This window comes from Candidatus Babeliaceae bacterium, from assembly GCA_041660765.1.
Lineage (GTDB): Bacteria > Babelota > Babeliae > Babelales > Babelaceae > JBAZVR01.
Genome location: JBAZVR010000004.1, coordinates 61,691 through 80,962, shown reverse-complemented (window position 1 = coordinate 80,962; position 19,272 = coordinate 61,691). Strand labels below are relative to the sequence as shown.

At 37.6% G+C, this 19,272-nt stretch carries 20 protein-coding genes; 12 read left to right on the top strand and 8 right to left on the bottom strand.

Annotation, left to right across the window (positions count from 1 at the left end; all coding sequences use genetic code 11):
• The first annotated feature begins 77 nt into the window (after window positions 1-77).
• The 5 genes from WC707_06720 (at window position 78) to WC707_06700 (ending at window position 3,889) form a co-directional block, all read left to right on the top strand.
• The gene (locus WC707_06720) at window positions 78-863 is read left to right on the top strand and encodes a histone deacetylase (protein MFA6066846.1); all 786 of its coding nucleotides are present in this window, start codon (window positions 78-80) and stop codon (window positions 861-863) included.
• A gap of 63 nt (window positions 864-926) precedes the next feature.
• Window positions 927-1,436 (top strand): hypothetical protein, encoded by a 510-nt coding sequence (locus WC707_06715; GenBank protein ID MFA6066845.1) that lies wholly within the window; start codon window positions 927-929, stop codon window positions 1,434-1,436.
• A gap of 49 nt (window positions 1,437-1,485) precedes the next feature.
• Window positions 1,486-2,196, top strand: a complete 711-nt coding sequence (locus tag WC707_06710) for a hypothetical protein (GenBank protein MFA6066844.1) — start codon at window positions 1,486-1,488, stop codon at window positions 2,194-2,196.
• Window positions 2,197-2,219: 23 nt separating this feature from the next.
• Window positions 2,220-2,963 (top strand): hypothetical protein, encoded by a 744-nt coding sequence (locus WC707_06705; protein MFA6066843.1) that lies wholly within the window; start codon window positions 2,220-2,222, stop codon window positions 2,961-2,963.
• An 86-nt stretch (window positions 2,964-3,049) separates the two neighbouring features.
• The gene (locus WC707_06700; GenBank protein MFA6066842.1) at window positions 3,050-3,889 is read left to right on the top strand and encodes a hypothetical protein; all 840 of its coding nucleotides are present in this window, start codon (window positions 3,050-3,052) and stop codon (window positions 3,887-3,889) included.
• Here the strand turns inward: WC707_06700 and WC707_06695 are convergent, their stop codons facing one another.
• Entirely contained in the window at window positions 3,890-4,513 is a 624-nt protein-coding gene (locus WC707_06695) for a hypothetical protein (protein MFA6066841.1), read from the bottom strand.
• Window positions 4,514-4,596: 83 nt separating this feature from the next.
• On the opposite strand from WC707_06695, the gene WC707_06690 reads away from it, so the two are divergent.
• A complete protein-coding gene (locus tag WC707_06690) occupies window positions 4,597-5,535 on the top strand; it encodes an AAA family ATPase (GenBank protein MFA6066840.1) in 939 nt (312 codons plus the stop codon).
• A gap of 60 nt (window positions 5,536-5,595) precedes the next feature.
• On the opposite strand, the gene WC707_06685 is transcribed toward WC707_06690, so the two are convergent.
• Complete coding sequence (locus WC707_06685) at window positions 5,596-6,117, bottom strand: hypothetical protein (GenBank protein ID MFA6066839.1); 522 nt, start codon at window positions 6,115-6,117, stop codon at window positions 5,596-5,598.
• Window positions 6,118-6,287: 170 nt separating this feature from the next.
• Between WC707_06685 and WC707_06680 the strand changes: the two genes are divergently transcribed.
• The 3 genes from WC707_06680 (at window position 6,288) to WC707_06670 (ending at window position 9,188) form a co-directional block, all read left to right on the top strand.
• On the top strand, window positions 6,288-7,004 hold the full coding sequence (locus WC707_06680) for a hypothetical protein (GenBank protein MFA6066838.1): 717 nt from the start codon (window positions 6,288-6,290) through the stop codon (window positions 7,002-7,004).
• Between the two features lie 135 nt (window positions 7,005-7,139).
• Window positions 7,140-8,711, top strand: coding sequence for a Vps62-related protein (locus WC707_06675; protein ID MFA6066837.1), 1,572 nt, complete (start codon window positions 7,140-7,142; stop codon window positions 8,709-8,711).
• 18 nt (window positions 8,712-8,729) lie between these two features.
• Complete coding sequence (locus WC707_06670; GenBank protein ID MFA6066836.1) at window positions 8,730-9,188, top strand: hypothetical protein; 459 nt, start codon at window positions 8,730-8,732, stop codon at window positions 9,186-9,188.
• Window positions 9,189-9,196: 8 nt separating this feature from the next.
• Here the strand turns inward: WC707_06670 and WC707_06665 are convergent, their stop codons facing one another.
• Both WC707_06665 and WC707_06660 read right to left on the bottom strand, forming a co-directional pair.
• Window positions 9,197-10,729, bottom strand: a complete 1,533-nt coding sequence (locus WC707_06665; protein ID MFA6066835.1) for a hypothetical protein — start codon at window positions 10,727-10,729, stop codon at window positions 9,197-9,199.
• A 14-nt stretch (window positions 10,730-10,743) separates the two neighbouring features.
• Entirely contained in the window at window positions 10,744-11,931 is a 1,188-nt protein-coding gene (locus tag WC707_06660; GenBank protein MFA6066834.1) for an ATP-binding protein, read from the bottom strand.
• Window positions 11,932-12,146: 215 nt separating this feature from the next.
• Between WC707_06660 and WC707_06655 the strand changes: the two genes are divergently transcribed.
• The gene (locus WC707_06655; GenBank protein ID MFA6066833.1) at window positions 12,147-12,623 is read left to right on the top strand and encodes a hypothetical protein; all 477 of its coding nucleotides are present in this window, start codon (window positions 12,147-12,149) and stop codon (window positions 12,621-12,623) included.
• Here the strand turns inward: WC707_06655 and WC707_06650 are convergent, their stop codons facing one another.
• Genes WC707_06650 through WC707_06640 form a run of 3 tightly spaced genes read right to left on the bottom strand, consistent with a single transcriptional unit; the run spans window position 12,624 to window position 16,983 of the window.
• Window positions 12,624-14,540: a hypothetical protein gene (locus tag WC707_06650; GenBank protein MFA6066832.1), complete on the bottom strand. Its 1,917-nt coding sequence runs from the start codon at window positions 14,538-14,540 to the stop codon at window positions 12,624-12,626.
• A 53-nt stretch (window positions 14,541-14,593) separates the two neighbouring features.
• Entirely contained in the window at window positions 14,594-15,055 is a 462-nt protein-coding gene (locus tag WC707_06645) for an NUDIX hydrolase (protein MFA6066831.1), read from the bottom strand.
• Between the two features lie 59 nt (window positions 15,056-15,114).
• A complete protein-coding gene (locus WC707_06640) occupies window positions 15,115-16,983 on the bottom strand; it encodes a transketolase (GenBank protein ID MFA6066830.1) in 1,869 nt (622 codons plus the stop codon).
• Between the two features lie 96 nt (window positions 16,984-17,079).
• Between WC707_06640 and WC707_06635 the strand changes: the two genes are divergently transcribed.
• On the top strand, window positions 17,080-17,445 hold the full coding sequence (locus WC707_06635) for a hypothetical protein (protein ID MFA6066829.1): 366 nt from the start codon (window positions 17,080-17,082) through the stop codon (window positions 17,443-17,445).
• Window positions 17,442-18,854: a saccharopine dehydrogenase C-terminal domain-containing protein gene (locus WC707_06630; protein ID MFA6066828.1), complete on the top strand. Its 1,413-nt coding sequence runs from the start codon at window positions 17,442-17,444 to the stop codon at window positions 18,852-18,854. The genes WC707_06635 and WC707_06630 overlap by 4 nt, the downstream gene beginning before the upstream one ends.
• 6 nt (window positions 18,855-18,860) lie before the next feature.
• Here the strand turns inward: WC707_06630 and WC707_06625 are convergent, their stop codons facing one another.
• A complete protein-coding gene (locus WC707_06625) occupies window positions 18,861-19,271 on the bottom strand; it encodes a hypothetical protein (protein MFA6066827.1) in 411 nt (136 codons plus the stop codon).
• Window position 19,272 lies beyond the last annotated feature (1 nt).

Sequence of the window (19,272 nt, the reverse complement as noted above, 5' to 3'; positions counted from 1 at the left end):
CTGGAGCATAATATGCTTCATTTAAACTCCCCGATTTGAGATTTTTTCGTTTCTCCTGTCGGGGATTTTTTTAGCGCATTTTCAATTCTTTTTCAACTTTTTTATCGTTCCAATCTCAAACAAGCTCGGCTCTTCTCGCGCCCATGCGCTATGCAACTCAAGGCACCATCGATGCCGCAATGCTCGCAGTAAAAGAAGATGTAGCCATAAATCTAGGCGGTGGGTATCATCATGCAGAAGCTGATACAGGTGGCGGATTTTGCGTATATGCTGACATTAATATAGCCATGAGTACGATACTCGAAAAATGTCCTATTATTAAAAAAATTATGTACCTTGATCTTGATGCGCACCAAGGCAATGGTGTTGAATCTATTCTGCAAAAAAGGGCTGATTATACAACGTACGTAGTTGATTGCTATAATGAAAACAACTATCCAAGAGACACCAGAGCTGCACAGCGCATCGACCATTCAATAACCTCTTCGCATATTTATTGTGAAACGCACAAAGGCCTAGGAAGATTGGGACATTATAGGATCTCATCATGCAAAGACTGTAGCACTGCTTACATAACCGCTATACAAGAAAAATTGCCACAAGCTTTTGAAACTTACAAACCAGATGTAGTTTTTTATAATGCAGGAACAGATCCCTACGAAGGTGACAAACTTGGAGCAATGCACGTCAGCAAACAACATATGATTGAACGCGACGAATTTGTCTTTAAATTAGCCAGAGATAAGGGTTGCAAAGTTGTTATGACCACATCAGGCGGTTATTCGAGTAAAAGTGCAGAGATTATTGGAGAATCAATCATTAATCTTCGCAATAAGGGTCTTTTACAGCGATATGAAAGATGATAATATTACACATGTAATACTCAATACATGTAAAAGGGTCGACAAAATGTCGACCCTTTTTTTATGCTCACGAAGGAGAAAGAGAGGCCTGAAGATTGGGAAAAAATGCGTTATATCGCACAGTTATTATTACTTACCCACATATACGTCTATACGTACTCACCGCGTAATGATCAAGAAGCGTATCAGTATTGCTGCACGCATAAAAACAGCTTTATAGCTATTGTATGGCCTATTGCACAAGGACATGATCATGCAATTAAAAAAATATTGAATACCTACGGAACCATAAAATATCAGAAAAAAGTGTTGCTCAATTATGACCAGGCATACCATCTTTTACACACAGCACATCCCCATATTCGTAATATAGCCGAACACGTTAACTGGTATTTTCCGGCAGGTACTTTTGAAAAACCAGCACGTATTTTTATTGTTATCTGCCCAAGCACCGAGCAGATAATCGCATGCAAACACGCTATCCGGAAGCTCTTTTCTCTACAATATCGATCAATTCACGTTAATGACACACATTTAGAGACAATTTCTCTTGCAAAATTTTTTTTTACATGAATACTTATAAACGAAAATAATAATTTTTTTTCAAACACTAAGGAAAACTATGAAAAAAAAGATCGTTATACACATTGCAATTATATTATCTTGTACAGCCTACGGAATGGATTCGGCTGACAAGTATAAAGACTTGCATCTTGTAATTATAAGTCCCGATGCCATAAGGCAAAAAAAAATAGGGCGGACGCTTTCTCTTTTTGAAAAAACAGACTTTAAACTCATAGATATAACAAAAGATAACGCAAATACCATTATAGCACTGCTTAAACACAAAAATGGAACTGCACTATTGCGCGCTATTAAATATGCAATCAATGGCCGTGAATATAATAATAAACATCATGATATGACCGATTTTTTAACAATCGAACAACCTGACAATAAGATAGGCTTCTGCAGCAGTTCAGAACCAGAAACTATACAAGCAAGCATAGAATCTTATTTCCCTCATTTGTTAAATAGAACATATGACGAATACATGTTAGGCACAACGACCGCATGCACAAATCTTATTGCAATATCACATTCTGCAATTAAAGAAAAAAAGGTTGGATTAATTATTGCAGAATTAGAAAATAATGACTTTGAAATTAAGGGCATAAAAAAAGCCTGCATTATGAGCACAGAAAAGGCAGCGCCTGTTATTATTACAGCTCTCGCAAAAGTTAGTACACCAACAACAAAACTAAGTGGAACACAAATCTATAATATCAAAGAAAATGATGCATCAATAACGTTTATAGACACAATATTATAAAAACAATGAGAAAGAGAAATAACATGAAAAAAAACATCATCATACACATCGCAATTCTATTATCTTGTACAGCTTACGGAATGGGACCTAATAAAAGGTATCAAGATCTACATCTCGCAATTATTAATTCCACGGTCGAAAAACAAAAAAAACTTGGAGCAACACTATCGCGACTTGAATCAGAACATTTTGAAATCATTGATATGCAAAGACAAAACACTGCATTTATAGCGATTGTCAAACAAAGCAATGGTGATACCATTTTACGCACTATCAAACAGGATCTTAATGATAAAGAATACTGTGGAGAACCTGAAGAAGAACTCATCGAAGTGCTAACAATAGACGCGACAAAGACCAATAAATCTACACCATCGCTGTGTAGCACATCGGAACCATGCTACATAAAATCAACAATAGCTCAATACTTCCCACATCTTCTGTATAATGAAGCAACAACGATCTATACCCTCCCTCATGCAGACTCAACTGAGGCGTTTATTAGCATATCAGCAGAAGCCATTGACGATGAAAAAGTTGGCGAAATTATTACGGAGTTAGAAAAATCATCTTTTACTCTTCATGGAATAAAAAAAGCCTATCGTATCGAACAAGAAACACAAGAACCGACAATCATTGTAGCTCTTTCAAAGCTTGCTGCATATGAATCGCTCGAAGGCATCGAAAGAACAAGTCTCGGCAAATATATTACTATTCTAAAAAGAGGTGATAAGAATACGATATTTATCGACCCTCTATTACAATAATTACAGCATAATAGTAAATTCACTACATGCAGGGGTGCCCAAGTTGCACCCCTGCATGCCAATCTATAGATAAAGTAAATAATATTATGAACAAAAACATCATCATACACATCGCAATTTTATTATCATGTACAGCTTATGGAACGGGCCGTTCTTATAAAAATCAGTATGACAATATGCACCTCGCCGTTATTAATCCCGCCACGGTAGCAAAAGGTTATGCAGGGCTAACATTATCGATTCTTGAAGTAACAGGCTTTGAAATAATTGATATAACGATTGAAAAATTTAGTACGTCTTCTCATCTGCCCCCCACCATTATGGCACTTGTAAAGCGAGATAACGGCGCTGAAAAACTACGCGAAATTAAAGAATACATCATGAAAGAAAAAAAATATAAAAATGAAAATGATGATATAGCCGATTTTGTAAAGCTCGAAAAAATGTCTACTAACAAAAAAAACTCTTTTTTATCAGCCCTGTCATTCCTTAAAATCCATAACGTCAAAGCCCCTATATTATGCAGCACATCATTGCGGCCCATGATAACATCGACAATAAAGAGTCACTTTCCACATCTTTTATATACAACACAAGAAAAATATACACTTAAAACAACCACTGCGAGCGATGCTCTCATTACATTATCAGAAAATGCAATTGCAGACATGAAAGTTGGAGAAATTATTACAAAGCTAGAAGAAAATAGGTTTTACATTAACGGCATAAAAAAAGCCTATCGTATCGGCAAACAAGGACACAAGCAGAAGCAAAAAAAAGAGCCTGTTGTTATTATAGCGCTCTCACGGCCTAATGCACAAAACGCTCTTAGAGTCATACAAATGCAAAGTACGCTTGGTGCATACATAACCATTATCAGAGAAAACAACAATTACGCTACATTCATAGACGCTGCACTGAACTAATTACAGCGTAACGGTAAATTTAATAAAGGCATGGGTGTCGCTGTTGAGAAGTCCAATATCAAAAGAGGCACCCTTATGCCAACCATAAATAAAAATTATTTTACTTAATCGTTCATACGGTGCAAGCGTAATGCGCTCGTTATCTTTAAGGCCATATTCATCAACAACCTGATCAACTTCTTTGTTAAACCGCGCCATAGCGAGCGCTGATGGTACAATAACCACCGGTATCAGCGGCCAACAATAAATCGCTGCAAGCAGCGACGTGGTAAATGCAAACAACGATGTATTATAATGAGAAACATCTTTAATAATATAATGCGATGTGAGAGGCATACTGACATAGCGCCAACTTAATGAATAAGAAGCCCTACTATTATTATATAATTCAACAAGGCACGGCTGATACCCCTGGTATGCCAAATCACTACCAAAAAGAGCATAGCTTTCTTTTCCTGACAATGGCTGCACCTTGCATTCAACTCCTATCTGTTCATCTGAGTAACCACGGGTTGCGGCTGGTAAAATCGCTGGTCGTCGCGTATAAAAGCAACCCGGCAAAAAAATTAAAAAGGTTATAATAACAAAAAAACAAGTTCTATTTTTACAAAAAATATTATTCATATGATAAACGCGCTATAAAAATGGTAAAAAATATCTATACTATATATCAAATAGTATACAAGAACTCATAAAAAAATAATAACATGACGCATAAAAAATATTTTTTAATAATACTTTTCATCATACCAACAACACACACAATAAGCCTGCTAGAAATTGCCCGTTGGTGGAACACGTACAATGCCCAAAATCGCCGTGATTTAATGAACTTATGGCTTCCGGAGCAACAACAAAGCATTCAGGAGCAAAAAGATCCGTCGGCGTATACGTTTGCTGCTCTTGCCGGAGAAATCCCACAGGACATTAAAGAAATTCCCGAATTTATTAAAAATTCAGAAAAATTTGAACGTTTAGGGGCAAAAATGCCACGCGGCATTATATTATACGGCCCGCCTGGAACAGGGAAAACATCACTTGCTCGAGCACTTGCCGGAGAATGTGACGCTGCATTTTTTAGTGCATCAGGGTCGCAATTTATCGAAATGTATGTTGGCGTAGGCCCACAGCGCATACGAGAACTTTTTGACAAAGCACGTGCTGCTATCGCATCCCAGGAATATTCTCGAGCATTCATATATATCGATGAAATTGATGCCATCGGAACAAGTAGAGCGCTTGAAGGCAACTCTGAATACAGAAACACTCTCAATGAACTTTTAAACCAAATGGATGGTTTTAATAAAAATAATGGCATTACCGTATTGGCAAGCACCAACAGTCTGTATACGCTCGATCCTGCATTATTGCGCCCAGGCAGATTTGACCGACATGTCGAAATACCTCTCCCTTCAGAACAAAGCCGTCAAGACATTTTGCGCTATTATGCATCAAAGATAGTATATGACCAAACAGTTGATTTTGAAGAAATCGCTCGCATGACACGTGGTTGCAGCGGCGCAGACTTAGAACATCTTGTTAATGAAGCTGCGATACTCGCCGTACGCACCAACAGTGCAATGGTTATGCAAGAACACTTTAAACAAGCCGCACAAAAAATTCTCACACAAAAGAAAATACGCTAATATTATTGCGTCTCAGCTCTCTGGCTTGTCCATTTTTGGATCGGGATGGGTATCCATCGCCTAAAGGGATTTTTCTCGTTTTTCAAGCTCTTTTTTTATGTGCACAATAGAAACAGCCGGCATACACATATGATGTAGCCAATTTTTACCATGCATCGAACCATCTGCCATATATTTAAAATAAACAGCTCCTGTTAATGTACCTACGGCAAGGGAAGTCATAAAACCGGGGCACATTAGTGCGCCAGCACATCCCACCAAAGGCATTACAGAAATTTGACCATAGGTTAGTTTTTGTATTTCATTATAACGTTTATTTAAAAATCGATTACTTTTATTTTTTAATTGAGTTTGCTGCTTCTGCAATTCTTCAACCGAATATTGGCTATAATCGCTAGATAATACTTTTACAGCGACTGCAACATAAAAAGACGTGGCTGATATGACACCTGTAGCCATGCCAACGGCATAACCAGCTGTTCTAGCACTCACCTTTTTGAACATAGCATATTGTTGCACCGGCACAACAAACAAGGTAATAATTACTAGTCTTAAAAATATTTTATTTTTATTCAATAACATAAAAATACTCAATATAAAAATCTACTTAAATGCCAATATATAATATATAAATTATATATAAAAAACATAAATTAATCAAATAGAAACAGCTAATAACCCTTTAAACTTGACATTTTATCAAAATATATTACAATTAGAAATAATAAGAATGAGTAAAAAAGGAGGCAAAAATGATTAAAAAGAGTATATTTCTACTGTTATTAATGACCACAATCGGCTCTGGCGCTACCGAAAAAGCTCAGGATCTATCTTTAGTGCAACGATCAATTAACGGTGCTCAAGGGGCTATTTTGACCGCTACAGCCGCCTATGGAACAGTGCTATTAGGCACCTTTTCTCATGAATTAGGCCACGGCATCGTGGGAGCTATCCCCGGTAAGGGCTTTAGTATCCACTCATATTCAAATCCATTAAATCCATTTGAAATGGCTTACACTGCCTTTGGGGACTACAGTGGATTTAATCGATTAACGAGGTCTGCGATGCTTATTGCGGGTCCTTTGGCGGGCATAGCAAGTAGCTATGGACTATTAAAACTGTCTAACATATATCAGGAATACAAAAAAACACATACTATTAAACAAGCCTTAAAAGATGGTTGCAAAAAACCTATATTTAACCTTGACCATAATATGGGATTATTGGCTACAGCTGTTTGCACTATACAACAGAATCTGAAAAATTTAATACCCGATGATTTTGGCACAAGGGGTTACTCAGATGGATGCTCTTTAATAGACTGCTTATTTGAGGGATGTTCTGATACAGTCAAAGAAACAGCTATGACTACATGGTCATATATATCAACAGCGGCTCTTTTAGGAATTAGCTCATATATGCTATACAAAACCTATCAAGCGCATCAGTCTTCAAAAAAAACACCCTAAATCATGTATATTTTTCAAGCATACACAACAATTTTTTTACTATTTAAATCATTAATACTCTTTTCTTTTCTTGCCCTCGCTTAACAATCATGACTACAATACATAAAAAGTGAGTACAAGAATAAAGGGAATTTTGTGAAGCGTATTAGAAATTATATTATAGCGACAGGAATAGCTCTTACAATCACCTCTAATGCAACTATTTTGAACGATATAGGTGATTTTTTTACTGGCGCCGCGGATACGGCAAAAAAAAAATTGTCTTATTTAGAAGATGAAGTACTGAAACAGGCAAAATCAGCACGCGAATCTTTTAACTACGTCGAAGAACAGGGGCAAGATTTTTTTGAAAAAACTATTTATACAAAAACATTACAAGAAGATATATGGAAAAAGGGGATAATAGACACTTTTGTAAAAAAAGAAGTAATACCGTCACTCAATAAACTATTACTCGCGAGCAAAATTTCAGCACAAACATTTAACAATTGGTTTGGTAAAAAAATAATACCAGAATTTTGCACAGACATCCCATCATCACTCCATAATCTGCCCATGATCACCGATCGCTCAGTTCAAAAAGTAGATTATGAGAAGCTCATACCGTATATTATAAAATACTCACCAGTACTATATTTACAAGAAGATGAAATTTATTTTCCCATGTGGGTGACCGAGTGGTGCTCCGGACCGCAGACTGCTATTAAAACAGCAGATGAACAAATAATTACCGAACCAGGGCACACCTCTATCGAGGCAGCTTACGAGCTCTATAGACAGTCTGTATTGCCAGAAATGCGTGCAAAAAAAACTATACTAGAAGCTGAAAAAAAAAATCGCCCCTCGAGATCAAGACTTAAAGAAATTACTATAGAACTCGCAAATATTAATAAAATAATAAATTGGAAATATTCAGGCAAACCGCTTCTTACCACAGAAGAACAAAAAAATATTAATTTTAGCGAACTACATTTTGACAATCCAATATGTTATAATTATGGATCTAATCCACGCTATAATAAAGACAGCTCGAATAATTTAACTACGCCGTGTTATGTTATTACGTCAGAAGAACGGGGCAACATTTATATTTATTATACCTATTTTTACGGATTTAATGCCCCATATGATATTGGTCCGTTCACCGGCGACCTCTTTAATTTTCAAGGAGCGCACGAGGCTGACTATGAACACATAACGCTGGAACTCGACAAAAAAACAAAAGAACTTAAGCGTATTTTTTATGCGGCACATGGACCTGCAGAAGGTTTTTGGCTTGATGCGCATCATCCAGATGTTACGTATGAAGGGACGCATCCCGTTTCATTTGTTGCTCGTGGATCTCATGCTGACTATCCAAAAGTAGGAACATTTTTGCGTATTTATGGTGCAGCAAATGACATTACAGGAAAAGGCATGCGCTGGACACCAAAAATTGTCCGCATTTATGCACCGGAAGATGCGCGCTTTAACCCAAAAACAATGGGCTGGGTCTGCTTCCCTGGGTCATTTGGCAAACGAGATGTTGCTCATCCAACAGCGCAAGCATGGTTTTTAAATAGTGCTGCTGGCAATAGAGGTCGAGACTATGCAAGCGCACCGTTCTGCAAAAATCCATCAGCAACGACGACAGAAGAAGAATATGCATCATGCATTGCATCACACGTTGGCAATGCCGATTTACCCTCAGATGAAACATTTATTTAACATACAAGAAAGAATCTTATGAAAAAATTATATAGTATCTTTTTAATTATTCCCGGAACAATAATGTGCATGGACAATAATGTTAATATTTTTGCTCATGTATCACATGCAATACACGAGTACGATGCAGAAACAGTAACCACCATATTTGATACGCATAACAACATTCCAAAAACCGCATGCGACCACTGGCTCAGAATGTGCGATCAAGATGAAAAACATTTGATAAATGGCAAGTCGTTAAATGCTAAAGTCTGCATCAGTATTATGGTAGGCTCAGCAATTTGCTGCAATATAGCAAAACAGCTTTATACCCACGATGACACGAATAATAACATAAACCCAATAGACTACATCTTTTATACAACTCTTGGCTCGACAGCATGTAATTTTTTGCTGCATGATTTTTTTAATTGGAAAAACATAACGCGATTAGAGCATATTCAAGAAAAAATTGCGGCTTATAAACGCACATAAGAAACAGATTATGTATTTTTTCTAAAGGTATCGCGCAACAGCCATTTATATAATTTACCGGTTCTTGTGATGCCATACACACAACTATCATCGGCGGCAATAGCAAACTTTATGATATCAGTTGTTGTATCATCGCATTGCAACTTGGCTACCGTCTTTCCCCCATGTAGTGCTACAACTTTATAGCATGCACCGGCAGAAAAAGGCTTTATACCATCACTCTGTGGATACGTACTGCAAATTGCTATCGAACTTTTTTCTGAAAATGCAATATCATGGAAACGCAAGATACACAAACGCTTACAGGTAGCTACATCATACACAACACGAGTACGAGGAGCAGAATAAACAAAGCCAGGATAACCTATATGGATACGACCACCAAAGTGGTACCGAAACCAGTCTCGCACAGGCCTTTTTATATATTTCCATAGATGCCTGGACCATGTCCCTGTCAGTGCTTTTGACCCATCGGGAGAAACGTATACGAGCGGAAAAAACAGTCTCAATTTTGGATATATTCTTCTATAAAAAGATATAGAAGCCTGTCTTGCTATTTTATTACGATGATGCAAGCACTCACCACCACAATAATGAAATCCCGTAGTAACTATAGGCGCTGTGGGAACAAGATCATGCAGCTTATCTAAAGACACATCAACAGGACAATCAATTGGTTTCATAGTTTCAATATCATAAAACGACCTGGTGCCAGAAATGTTCACAAGAATTGAAGAAGAATTTGGCAATATCACAGCAGTAGACTTAACAATAGACCCGCGAGGCTTAGCTTCAAGCTCTATGCACATGCCACTAGCTGAATACATTCTATGCTGAATACCCTCAGCTGCTTCATCAAATACTATTATTTTTTCTTTATCCGGACTGATGAGCAATTGCGCATTTTGACTTAAATTAACCCGTTCATTCTCTTTACAAATGCTCCGTACAAATTCTCCAGCAATTGAAATAGGCTCACTTCCTGGCTTAATATCCCATTCTAAGGGGTACCACAATGTGCGCAGGTACTTTGTAAGACCAGTAGAAATATATTTACTCTTAAGAATCTTATCAATTATTTCTTGATGTCGCTGCGCAGAAATTTTCTGCTCTTGTGCAGCAAGATATTTTATGCGTTCATGAATAATAGATTGCGCTGTTTCAATGCTATACTTATCGCAAATATATGCATATTGCATAAGATGCTTTAATGTGTATTTTTCTATGAGCTGCGGTATACCAAATGGAACATCACGCATCCCTGCATATGCAAGCGCCTTCGCAACCATAACAGCTTCACCCACAACATAAGCCTTACTGTTCACAGGAGGCGGAAGATTAATTTCTGTAATTTTTTCGTTAGAATCAGCACAATCAAGCAGGCTATCCTTTAAAGAACCTGATTGTTGTATCAAATTCTCAGGCACTTGGATTTTTACGCGTCCATCAAATAAGCATATTTTTTTGAAATCTTGCTCCATTCCATGTACAAAACAAGCAACAATAAAAACATTAAAAAAAACTACACTAGATGCGCGCATGAGCGTGGGGATTCTTATTGATAAATTTTGTGTAACATTTGAGTAAGTGCATTCCAAGAATAAATCAGCCCCTTCTTTCTCACGCTATTTTCATGGCCACCATAGACAATGTAAGCAGGAATATCCGGCTGATCAGTAATATCTCGCCAATCACCTAATGCCTTAAAAAAATCTTCCGTTACCGTCATGCCAGCTTTAATTTCTACAGGTATTATTTCATGAACTGATTTTTCTATGAGCACATCAATTTCATGCCCCTGCACATCTCGCCAAAAATAAATATTGGGTAATTCATTATTATTATAATTATATTTAAACAGTTCACTCACTACAAAAGACTCAAATAATGCTCCACGTAACGAATGTAATTGCAGTTCTTGGGCTGTTCTAATACCCAATAATGAACATACCAATGCAGAATCATAAAAATATAACTTCGGGCTTTTAATAACACGTTTATTAAAGTTATTATAATACGGATACAGTAATTTGATGATATAACTCGCCTCTAAAATAGAGATCCATTCTTTAGCAGTATTTGGGCTAATGTCCGCATCACGCGCAATGCTCGCATAATTAAGAATATTTCCCACCCGCGCTGCGCACAATTTTAAAAATCTTTGGAAGGTCATAACGTCGATGATACGCAGCACCTGCCTTACATCTTTTTCAACATACGTACTTATGTAATTGGTAACCCATGTATGAACATCTATCGGCTGCGCATACAAGCGGGGATAACATCCCTTAATGAGTAAAGATTCTACCTGATCAGGCAACAGACCTGCTTCTTTAATTTCATGAACAGAAAGAGGCAATAATGTTAAAAGTGCAATTCTACCAGCCAATGTTTGCGTGATTTTTTCATACATAAGAAAATGCTGCGACCCGGTGACTATGAAATAGCCAGGCCGGTATGCCTGATCGACAATACCCTGCATATAAGAAAAAAGCTCAGGGACCTCTTGTATCTCATCTATAATGAGACCGCTATCTTGGGCATACGTGGCAAAAAATCCACGTGGGTCTTCTTTGGCGAGCGCCCTTCTATCAAGATCTTCCAGCGTTACATAGGTATAATCAGGAAAAGTTTCTCTCACCAGCGTTGTTTTACCCGACTGTCGCGGCCCCATGACTGCAACCACCGGGAATTGCTGAGCTAAGCTCTTCAAATGGCCCGTAATATCGCGTTTTATGATCATTTTACCCTCAATTTTTAGAAAAATGTAAAAAATGCAATTACATTGCATATTATACATGAATTTCTGTTAAATATGAATAGATCGTATATTTCAAGCAGGACAAATTAAAAAAATCTATAAAAATGGGAATCTTGTACAAGAATTATACTTTTTAATAGACTAAACTCAGATTTAAGTATTTTAGGCATCCCGTACAATAAAAAGAGAGAAGTTATATGAGCACAAAATTATCATGCATTGCCCTAGCAATACTCAACATGACGTTATCATTATCAGCTATGCAAGAATATAATGATAGCACCGCATACCGTAATTTGTCATACGCAATACACTCTTGCGATCTCACTCAAGTTGATAAGCTTCTTACAGAATACAAAAAGAATATCTCGCCAGAAATACTTACTCGACTTACCAACGAATGCACGCACCTCAAAAATTATTTTTCTAAAAAAAAATCTCGCGCACATATAAAAACAATTGGTACAACGGCAAGCCTCGCTGGTCTGCTTATAACACACCATCTGTGCACAGCATGCATTCCCACGGAAATTACTGCAATGGCAACTGGAGTCGTGCTCACCATTTTTACTCATAATGCAATAAAAGAACTTCGTAACACAATACGCATGAAACTATCAGAAGAAATGATAAAGAAACTAGAAGGACAATCTCCAACATTAACGCCAAATTAATTAAGAATTTTTATGATATAGTTCAAACTTGACGCAATCAATTAACATATCGGATACAACAACAACAAAAAGAATCGGCGCAGCCCATGTCTTGGTATACATAATATTTACTGCATTTCTTGGAAAATTTTTTACAAAAGCATTCAAAGAAAAAAATGAATCCTTAATATAATTAACATATTTATTTTTTTTATTTTCTTTTGCCCTAACGGCATTACATATCGCTAAGATCTCGTCAGCGGTCTTTTCCACCTTAAAGGCCTTGCGCAATGGCCATCTATATAATTTACCAGACCTTGTTATGCCATACACCCACTTATCATCAGGGGTAACAGTAAAGTTTTTAACAGGACTTTCATCAGCACATGTTAATTCACCTATAACTGTACCATCATGTAATGCCACAACTCTATAGGTAGGATGAGATTGCTGTTGCCGGTTATGGCTAATACCACGATGCCATTCTGGATAGGTACTACAAATCGCTAATGAACTTTTTTCTAAAAATGTAATAGCATGAAACTTCATTGTATATAATTTCTTGCGAGAAGCAACATCATGAACTATATACGTAGCTGGTTTATAGTACATAGGGCCATGAAAGATATCGTGAGGCCCTGCGCCCCATGCCACACGCCCTATAGAATCTTGCGGATAAAAAAAGCTCTTAGAAGTAAAGGCCTTTGATCCATCCGGCGTGACATAGGCAAGTGGATAAAAAAGTTTAAGCTTACTTTTTATTTTTTGATAAAAAGTAATAGCATAATACATATTGTAGTAAGCATCTCTCTTCTTACAATAATCAGACTGCCCAAACCCAGTAAAAGTTAGAGGGGCAATCGGTGTAATATCTTGAATATCAGGAATAGCAGTGCAACCATTTTTTTTATGCAATACTACGATATTTTCATTATCTGAAAGCTGCAATAGCGCATTACCATCTTTTAAAAACGCAAAAATTGTATTTTTTGTACAATTTTTCGCTGATTGAAAAGGGCAATCTATTTCTCTCATAGTTTCTATATCATATGTTTTATCAAAAAATGTAGTGGAATTACCACTTTTCATAACTATGCTCTTTGAATCTGGTGTTATAGCTATAGTATGACTTACAGGACCATGATCACGTTGATCGCAGACTACTCCTGTATCTATTTTATGCAAATCTTTTTGTTTTATATCGAATGAAAACATGGGCGCCTGTAAGTCTCCGCATGTAGTATCAGGCCATATAACTAACTTTTTTTTATTCGCACTGACTAATAATCGCGCATTAGGTCCCAGCACTTCATTATTAGAAAAAACCTTAGCTACAAAATTTTCTGCAATTTTAAAACTCGCATCCGCAGGCTTAATGTTCAATTCCAATGGATACCACATTTTTTTTGCTAAGTACTCTTTAAGGCCAGATGTAGCATATCTATCACTAAAAATTTCTTGAACCAGCTCACAATATTGCTTTGATGTTTTCTGATGCCTTTGCTTGAGCAAATACCCAATGCGTTTGTGAATCTTATCCTGTGCTGCTGCAATATCATATCTATCGCAAATAAATGAATATTGGAGTAAATGCTTTAATGTATATTGCTGTATAAAATTTTGTATATCAAATTTCAAGGCGGCATGATCAAGACTGCTATAAGCAAGTGCCTTAGCAAGCATGATGGGTTCATACTTAAGAAAACAATCTCCCAGCTCCACTACTTGTACCCGTGATGCATCATGCATAACTAAAACATCTGAGCTTAAACTATCTTTTAAAACACCCGAAAATTGCAGCAAATTTTTATCTATACGGACAGAAAAAAATTGAGATTTTAATAATATTTCACCAGTACATTGTTCCATGCAATACGTAAGCGTAGCATACATAAGATAAGAAATAATAAAAAATTTTATATAACTATATACGTGCATAATGCCTAAAAAAATTACGATCAGATACTTTTACACGTATTATTTTATAGCTTTTATATTTTTTTATCTAACAATATATTTTCCAGATCAACAACTGCCTGATAAACAAACGGGCTCACTAAATCTTCAGTCAAAGAAGCCATTGAAACCCATAAGGCACCCAATGAATCTTCGGCATTCATGTCTTTTATTAAAGCGCTGTCATCAAACATTTGTACTAAATAAACAGCCCCAATATGATGAGTGCATTCTTGGACATTAGGTTGAATTGTTTCTAATGCGACGGTGGTGTAGTTGTTAAAAAATTGTGTTTTATGGACTATAATTCCCGTTTCTTCCATAACTTCTCTCACCAAAGTTTGGTAAATTGTTTCTCCATGTTCTGGCTTGCCTCCTGGTAAATCTAATTTGCCTTTATAAGGGCCTCTACTTTTTTTAATAAGTAAAATATGGTCTTCTTTGAGAATAATAGCGTAAACACCAAAATGATTTTTTTTTATTATTTGTATCGACATAACAACACCATGTTTTTAAAATAAGCTTACAATCCAGATAATTATATCGTAATACACATCTATATTATAACTTTTTCCACCATGGCAACTATTGCAGCGGCGTCGATGTGTTCAAAGGCGCGGAGTTGTTCCGGCGTGCCGGAGCGAGGGAGTTGTGTAACCGCTAAACATTCGATAACACACTGTTCATTGCGCAACGCGTAGGCAATAGATTCTCCCATGCCCCCCTGAAGATAATGATCTTCTACCGTAATAACTTTTTTACCACATGCACGCGCATGGATAATAAGTTCGTCAACCGGAAGAGGCTTAATCGAATAACAATCTATCACACGTATAAAAATATTTTTTTTCTTGCACAGATCATACGCTGCAAGCGCTTCAAAAACAGTTACGCCAGCAGCTATTATGCACACTGTATCGTGCTCACTTGAACGTAGTACTTTGCAACCACCAAGAACAAACTGCTCATCATTATTATATATAACCGGCGTTTCGCCGCGCGTAGTACGCAGATAACTAACATTCTCATGCGCATTAAGTATTAGATTGGTGCAATAATAAGCGCTTACTGCATCACACGGATATAGAATAATAGAATCTGGGATGGAACGAAAAAGCGCGATGTCTTCTAACCCCATTTGGGATGGGCCATCCTGCCCGATAGAAACACCCGCATGAGAACCAACCAGCCGAATAGGGGAACGACTAATTCCAGCCATACGCAACTGATCATGAGCTCTGGTCAAAAAACAAGCAAATGTCGCTGCAACGGGGATCGTTCCTGAAACTGCAGCACCCATCGCCATGCCAACCATATTTTGCTCTGCAACAAAAGATTGAAAAAAACGCTCAGGATATTGCTGATCAAATAATTCTGTAAACGTAGAATTTTTTACGTCTCCATCAAAAACAATCAGAGATTTGCTCGAAGCACCAGCTGCGGCAAGGGCTTGACCAAAGGCTTTTCGCGTTGCACATAACTCACCCAATTGATATCGCGATACGGGCAATGTGCACGGTTCTTCCACACGAGTACACATAGGCTCATGTATTTTTTTTGTTATTTTTAACTGACTCAGATCAGCAGCAGTTGGTGCATACAGGTCGGCATGCGCATAATTATGTTTAAGCGCTTGCAATAATGCTGGCAACTGCGCCGCAGAAAACACTTTGCCATGATACCCATTATAATCTTCGATAACACCATTAAGCCCATGTCCTTTATACGTGCGTGCAATAATAACCGTTGGCTGGTTACTCGTATTATTGCGCATATAATCAAATAACGCACACAAATCTTTCATAGAATGACCATCGATCACAAATGTGCACCATCCAAATGCTTCCCACTGGGCTTGAATACGTTCTAAGCGATATCCATATAATGTTTGATCGCTCTGCCCCCATCGATTTACGTCAACAAAAGCAACAAGCTGAAAACCTTGATAATGAGCGGCAACTTCAGCCGCTTCCCAATTAGACCCCTCAGCAAGTTCTGCATCTCCGAGCATGACAAAAACATAACCCTGATGCTGTGTAACTCGCTGACCGATCACCATCCCAAGACCAATAGATAATCCCTGACCTAACGACCCGGTTGCAACACAAACTTGAGCACAGCGCGGCGTTGGATGCCCCTCTAATACTGAATCAAACGTACGCATATTCATAAGATCTATGTCAGAAATGATACCAAGCTGCTTATACAATGCGTACAATAATGGCGCGGCATGCCCTTTTGAAAGAACAAATTTATCGCCGCAATGCATACCATAAAAAAAAAGCGCGACACCAATATCAGCAGCAGACAAACAGGATGTTGGATGCCCAGATCCGGCATTTGTTGTAGCCCTGAGAATATCGACCCGCACGCCATATGCAATGTGCTCTAAAAAAGAAATTGAATAATTATTTTTTTGTGACATAATAAACCGCATTTTTTAAGAATGATATCTAGTTTTTTTATTAAACATAGAGGTACACTACCATAATAACTATGAAGAAATCCAGAGAGGATCTTTATGCACAGATTACGTTTTACCGCAACAAACGCCGGATACATGATCACCGATAATAATAATGAAAAGCTATTGGTTCTTGGAGAACTTTTTGTTGATAAGGCTGCTTTGCATCAGGCGATACAGCTCATGACAAGCGATCAGGAAGAAAATTTTGGCCCACGTTTTCATATGTTCAAGCAAAACAATAGTATTTTAATAGATTTTTTTAATAATAAAAAAGCACATTCACCACTTACAATAGAAATAGAATCTCAAAAACTCGCCCAACTTATTGATTACTGGAAAATCTTACTCGAACAACGCCCAGAACACATTATATTAACCGAGCAACAAGACACTTATACACTTACCGAAGAGGCGCTATGAAAATACCGTTTCACAACAATATTATCATGCTTGGCTGCGGTGCCGTTGCTCAATGTCTACAACCACTTCTGATACAACATCTTGCTATGGATTTTTCAAAAATTATTATCATAGATCCAGCATTGCGCCCAGAACACCTTCCACTCATACAGCTTGGCGCGCGATATATACAACAAGCAATTACACAAAATAATTATCAACAAGTACTCTCTACCTATGCACATTGCGGAGATATAATTATCGATCTTGCTGTTGATATAGGCTCAATAGATCTTATGGACTGGTGCCACAAAAATAATATTATGTACATCAATACGTCCGTTGAACTATGGCCAGAGATATTGGCACAAGCAGCAACACCCTTACAAAAAACATTATACGAGCGCCATAAAATACTCTTACAAAAAGCACCATTATGGAATGGTTCAACCATGATCGTCGAACATGGTGCAAACCCAGGCCTGGTAAGCCACTGGACAAAACAGGCCCTTCTCGAAATCGCACAGAACGTTATTATTGCCAGCAAAAAAACAAAACGCAGAATCGCCCTAGAAAACGCACTGAGCAACAAAGATTTTCCAGAGCTTGCTCGTCTAACCGGAACACGCATTATTCATATTTCTGAGCGGGATACGCAGATTACCAATGCACCAAAAAAGGTAAATGAATTTGTCAACACGTGGTCTATTCCAGGGTTACATGAAGAAGCCACAGCTCCGGCTGAAATTGGGTGGGGAACGCATGAAAGATATCATATAAAACATGCATCAAAGCTCCATATCAATGATAAAAAAAGCTATATCCACCTTACTACCAAAGGCATGAACACGTGGGCATATTCATGGATCCCCCAGGGTCCTATTATTGGGATGATTATTAGACATGGTGAAGTTTTGAGCATTAGCGATCATCTCACCGTATATAAAGAAGCAACGCCTATATATCGCCCCACTGTTCATTATGTGTATTTGCCAAGTGACAGTACATGCTCATCATTGCATGAACTCGCCATGCATAAAGATGTACTACAAAAAAAAATTCGCATTTTACGCGATGAAATAACACATGGATCTGATGAACTGGGCGTCCTTCTTTTGGGACATGATTTTAATGGGTGGTGGACAGGATCATCACTTACCATTGATGAAGCACGACGACTGGTAAAAAATCAAAATGCAACAACATTACAAGTTGCTGCGAGTGTACTCGGCGCATTATTTTGGATGATACAAAACCCTCACAAGGGCTTTTGCTTTCCTGATGATCTACCACACGAAGATATTTTGGCAGTGGCTAACTCCTATTTAGGAACAATTATTTCTACACCAACACCATGGCAACCACCATGGAATCTTTTACATCACATAAAAGACCCATGGCGATTTGAACATTTTTTGGTTACGTACTAAACAGAATCATGCACGTGACATATGACGATTGCATATCTCAACGCATTCATCACAAGCTTCAACACAACGAGTCGTTACATCAAGACACTCCGTTGTATCGGCTGCAGAATATCTAATACACTCACCACACACTTTAATACATTTGTTAGCAGCGCTTATAACGTCATTACACTCTTGAATGCAACCTGCATCATCACATGATTGCAGATGATTAGAGCACTCCCGTATGCAATTTTCAGATGCCTTAATAGTAGCGTGGCACGCCTCAAGAGCCTGCTTAGAAATCTGCGCATTTTCTATACTTTTTGGATCAACACAAAAATCTCCATACTTCTGACACGCATCAATACACTCTTCCAAAGCATCGATATATATTTTAGCAACAGGAGAAAAAGCGCTATGCTTATGACTCGACATA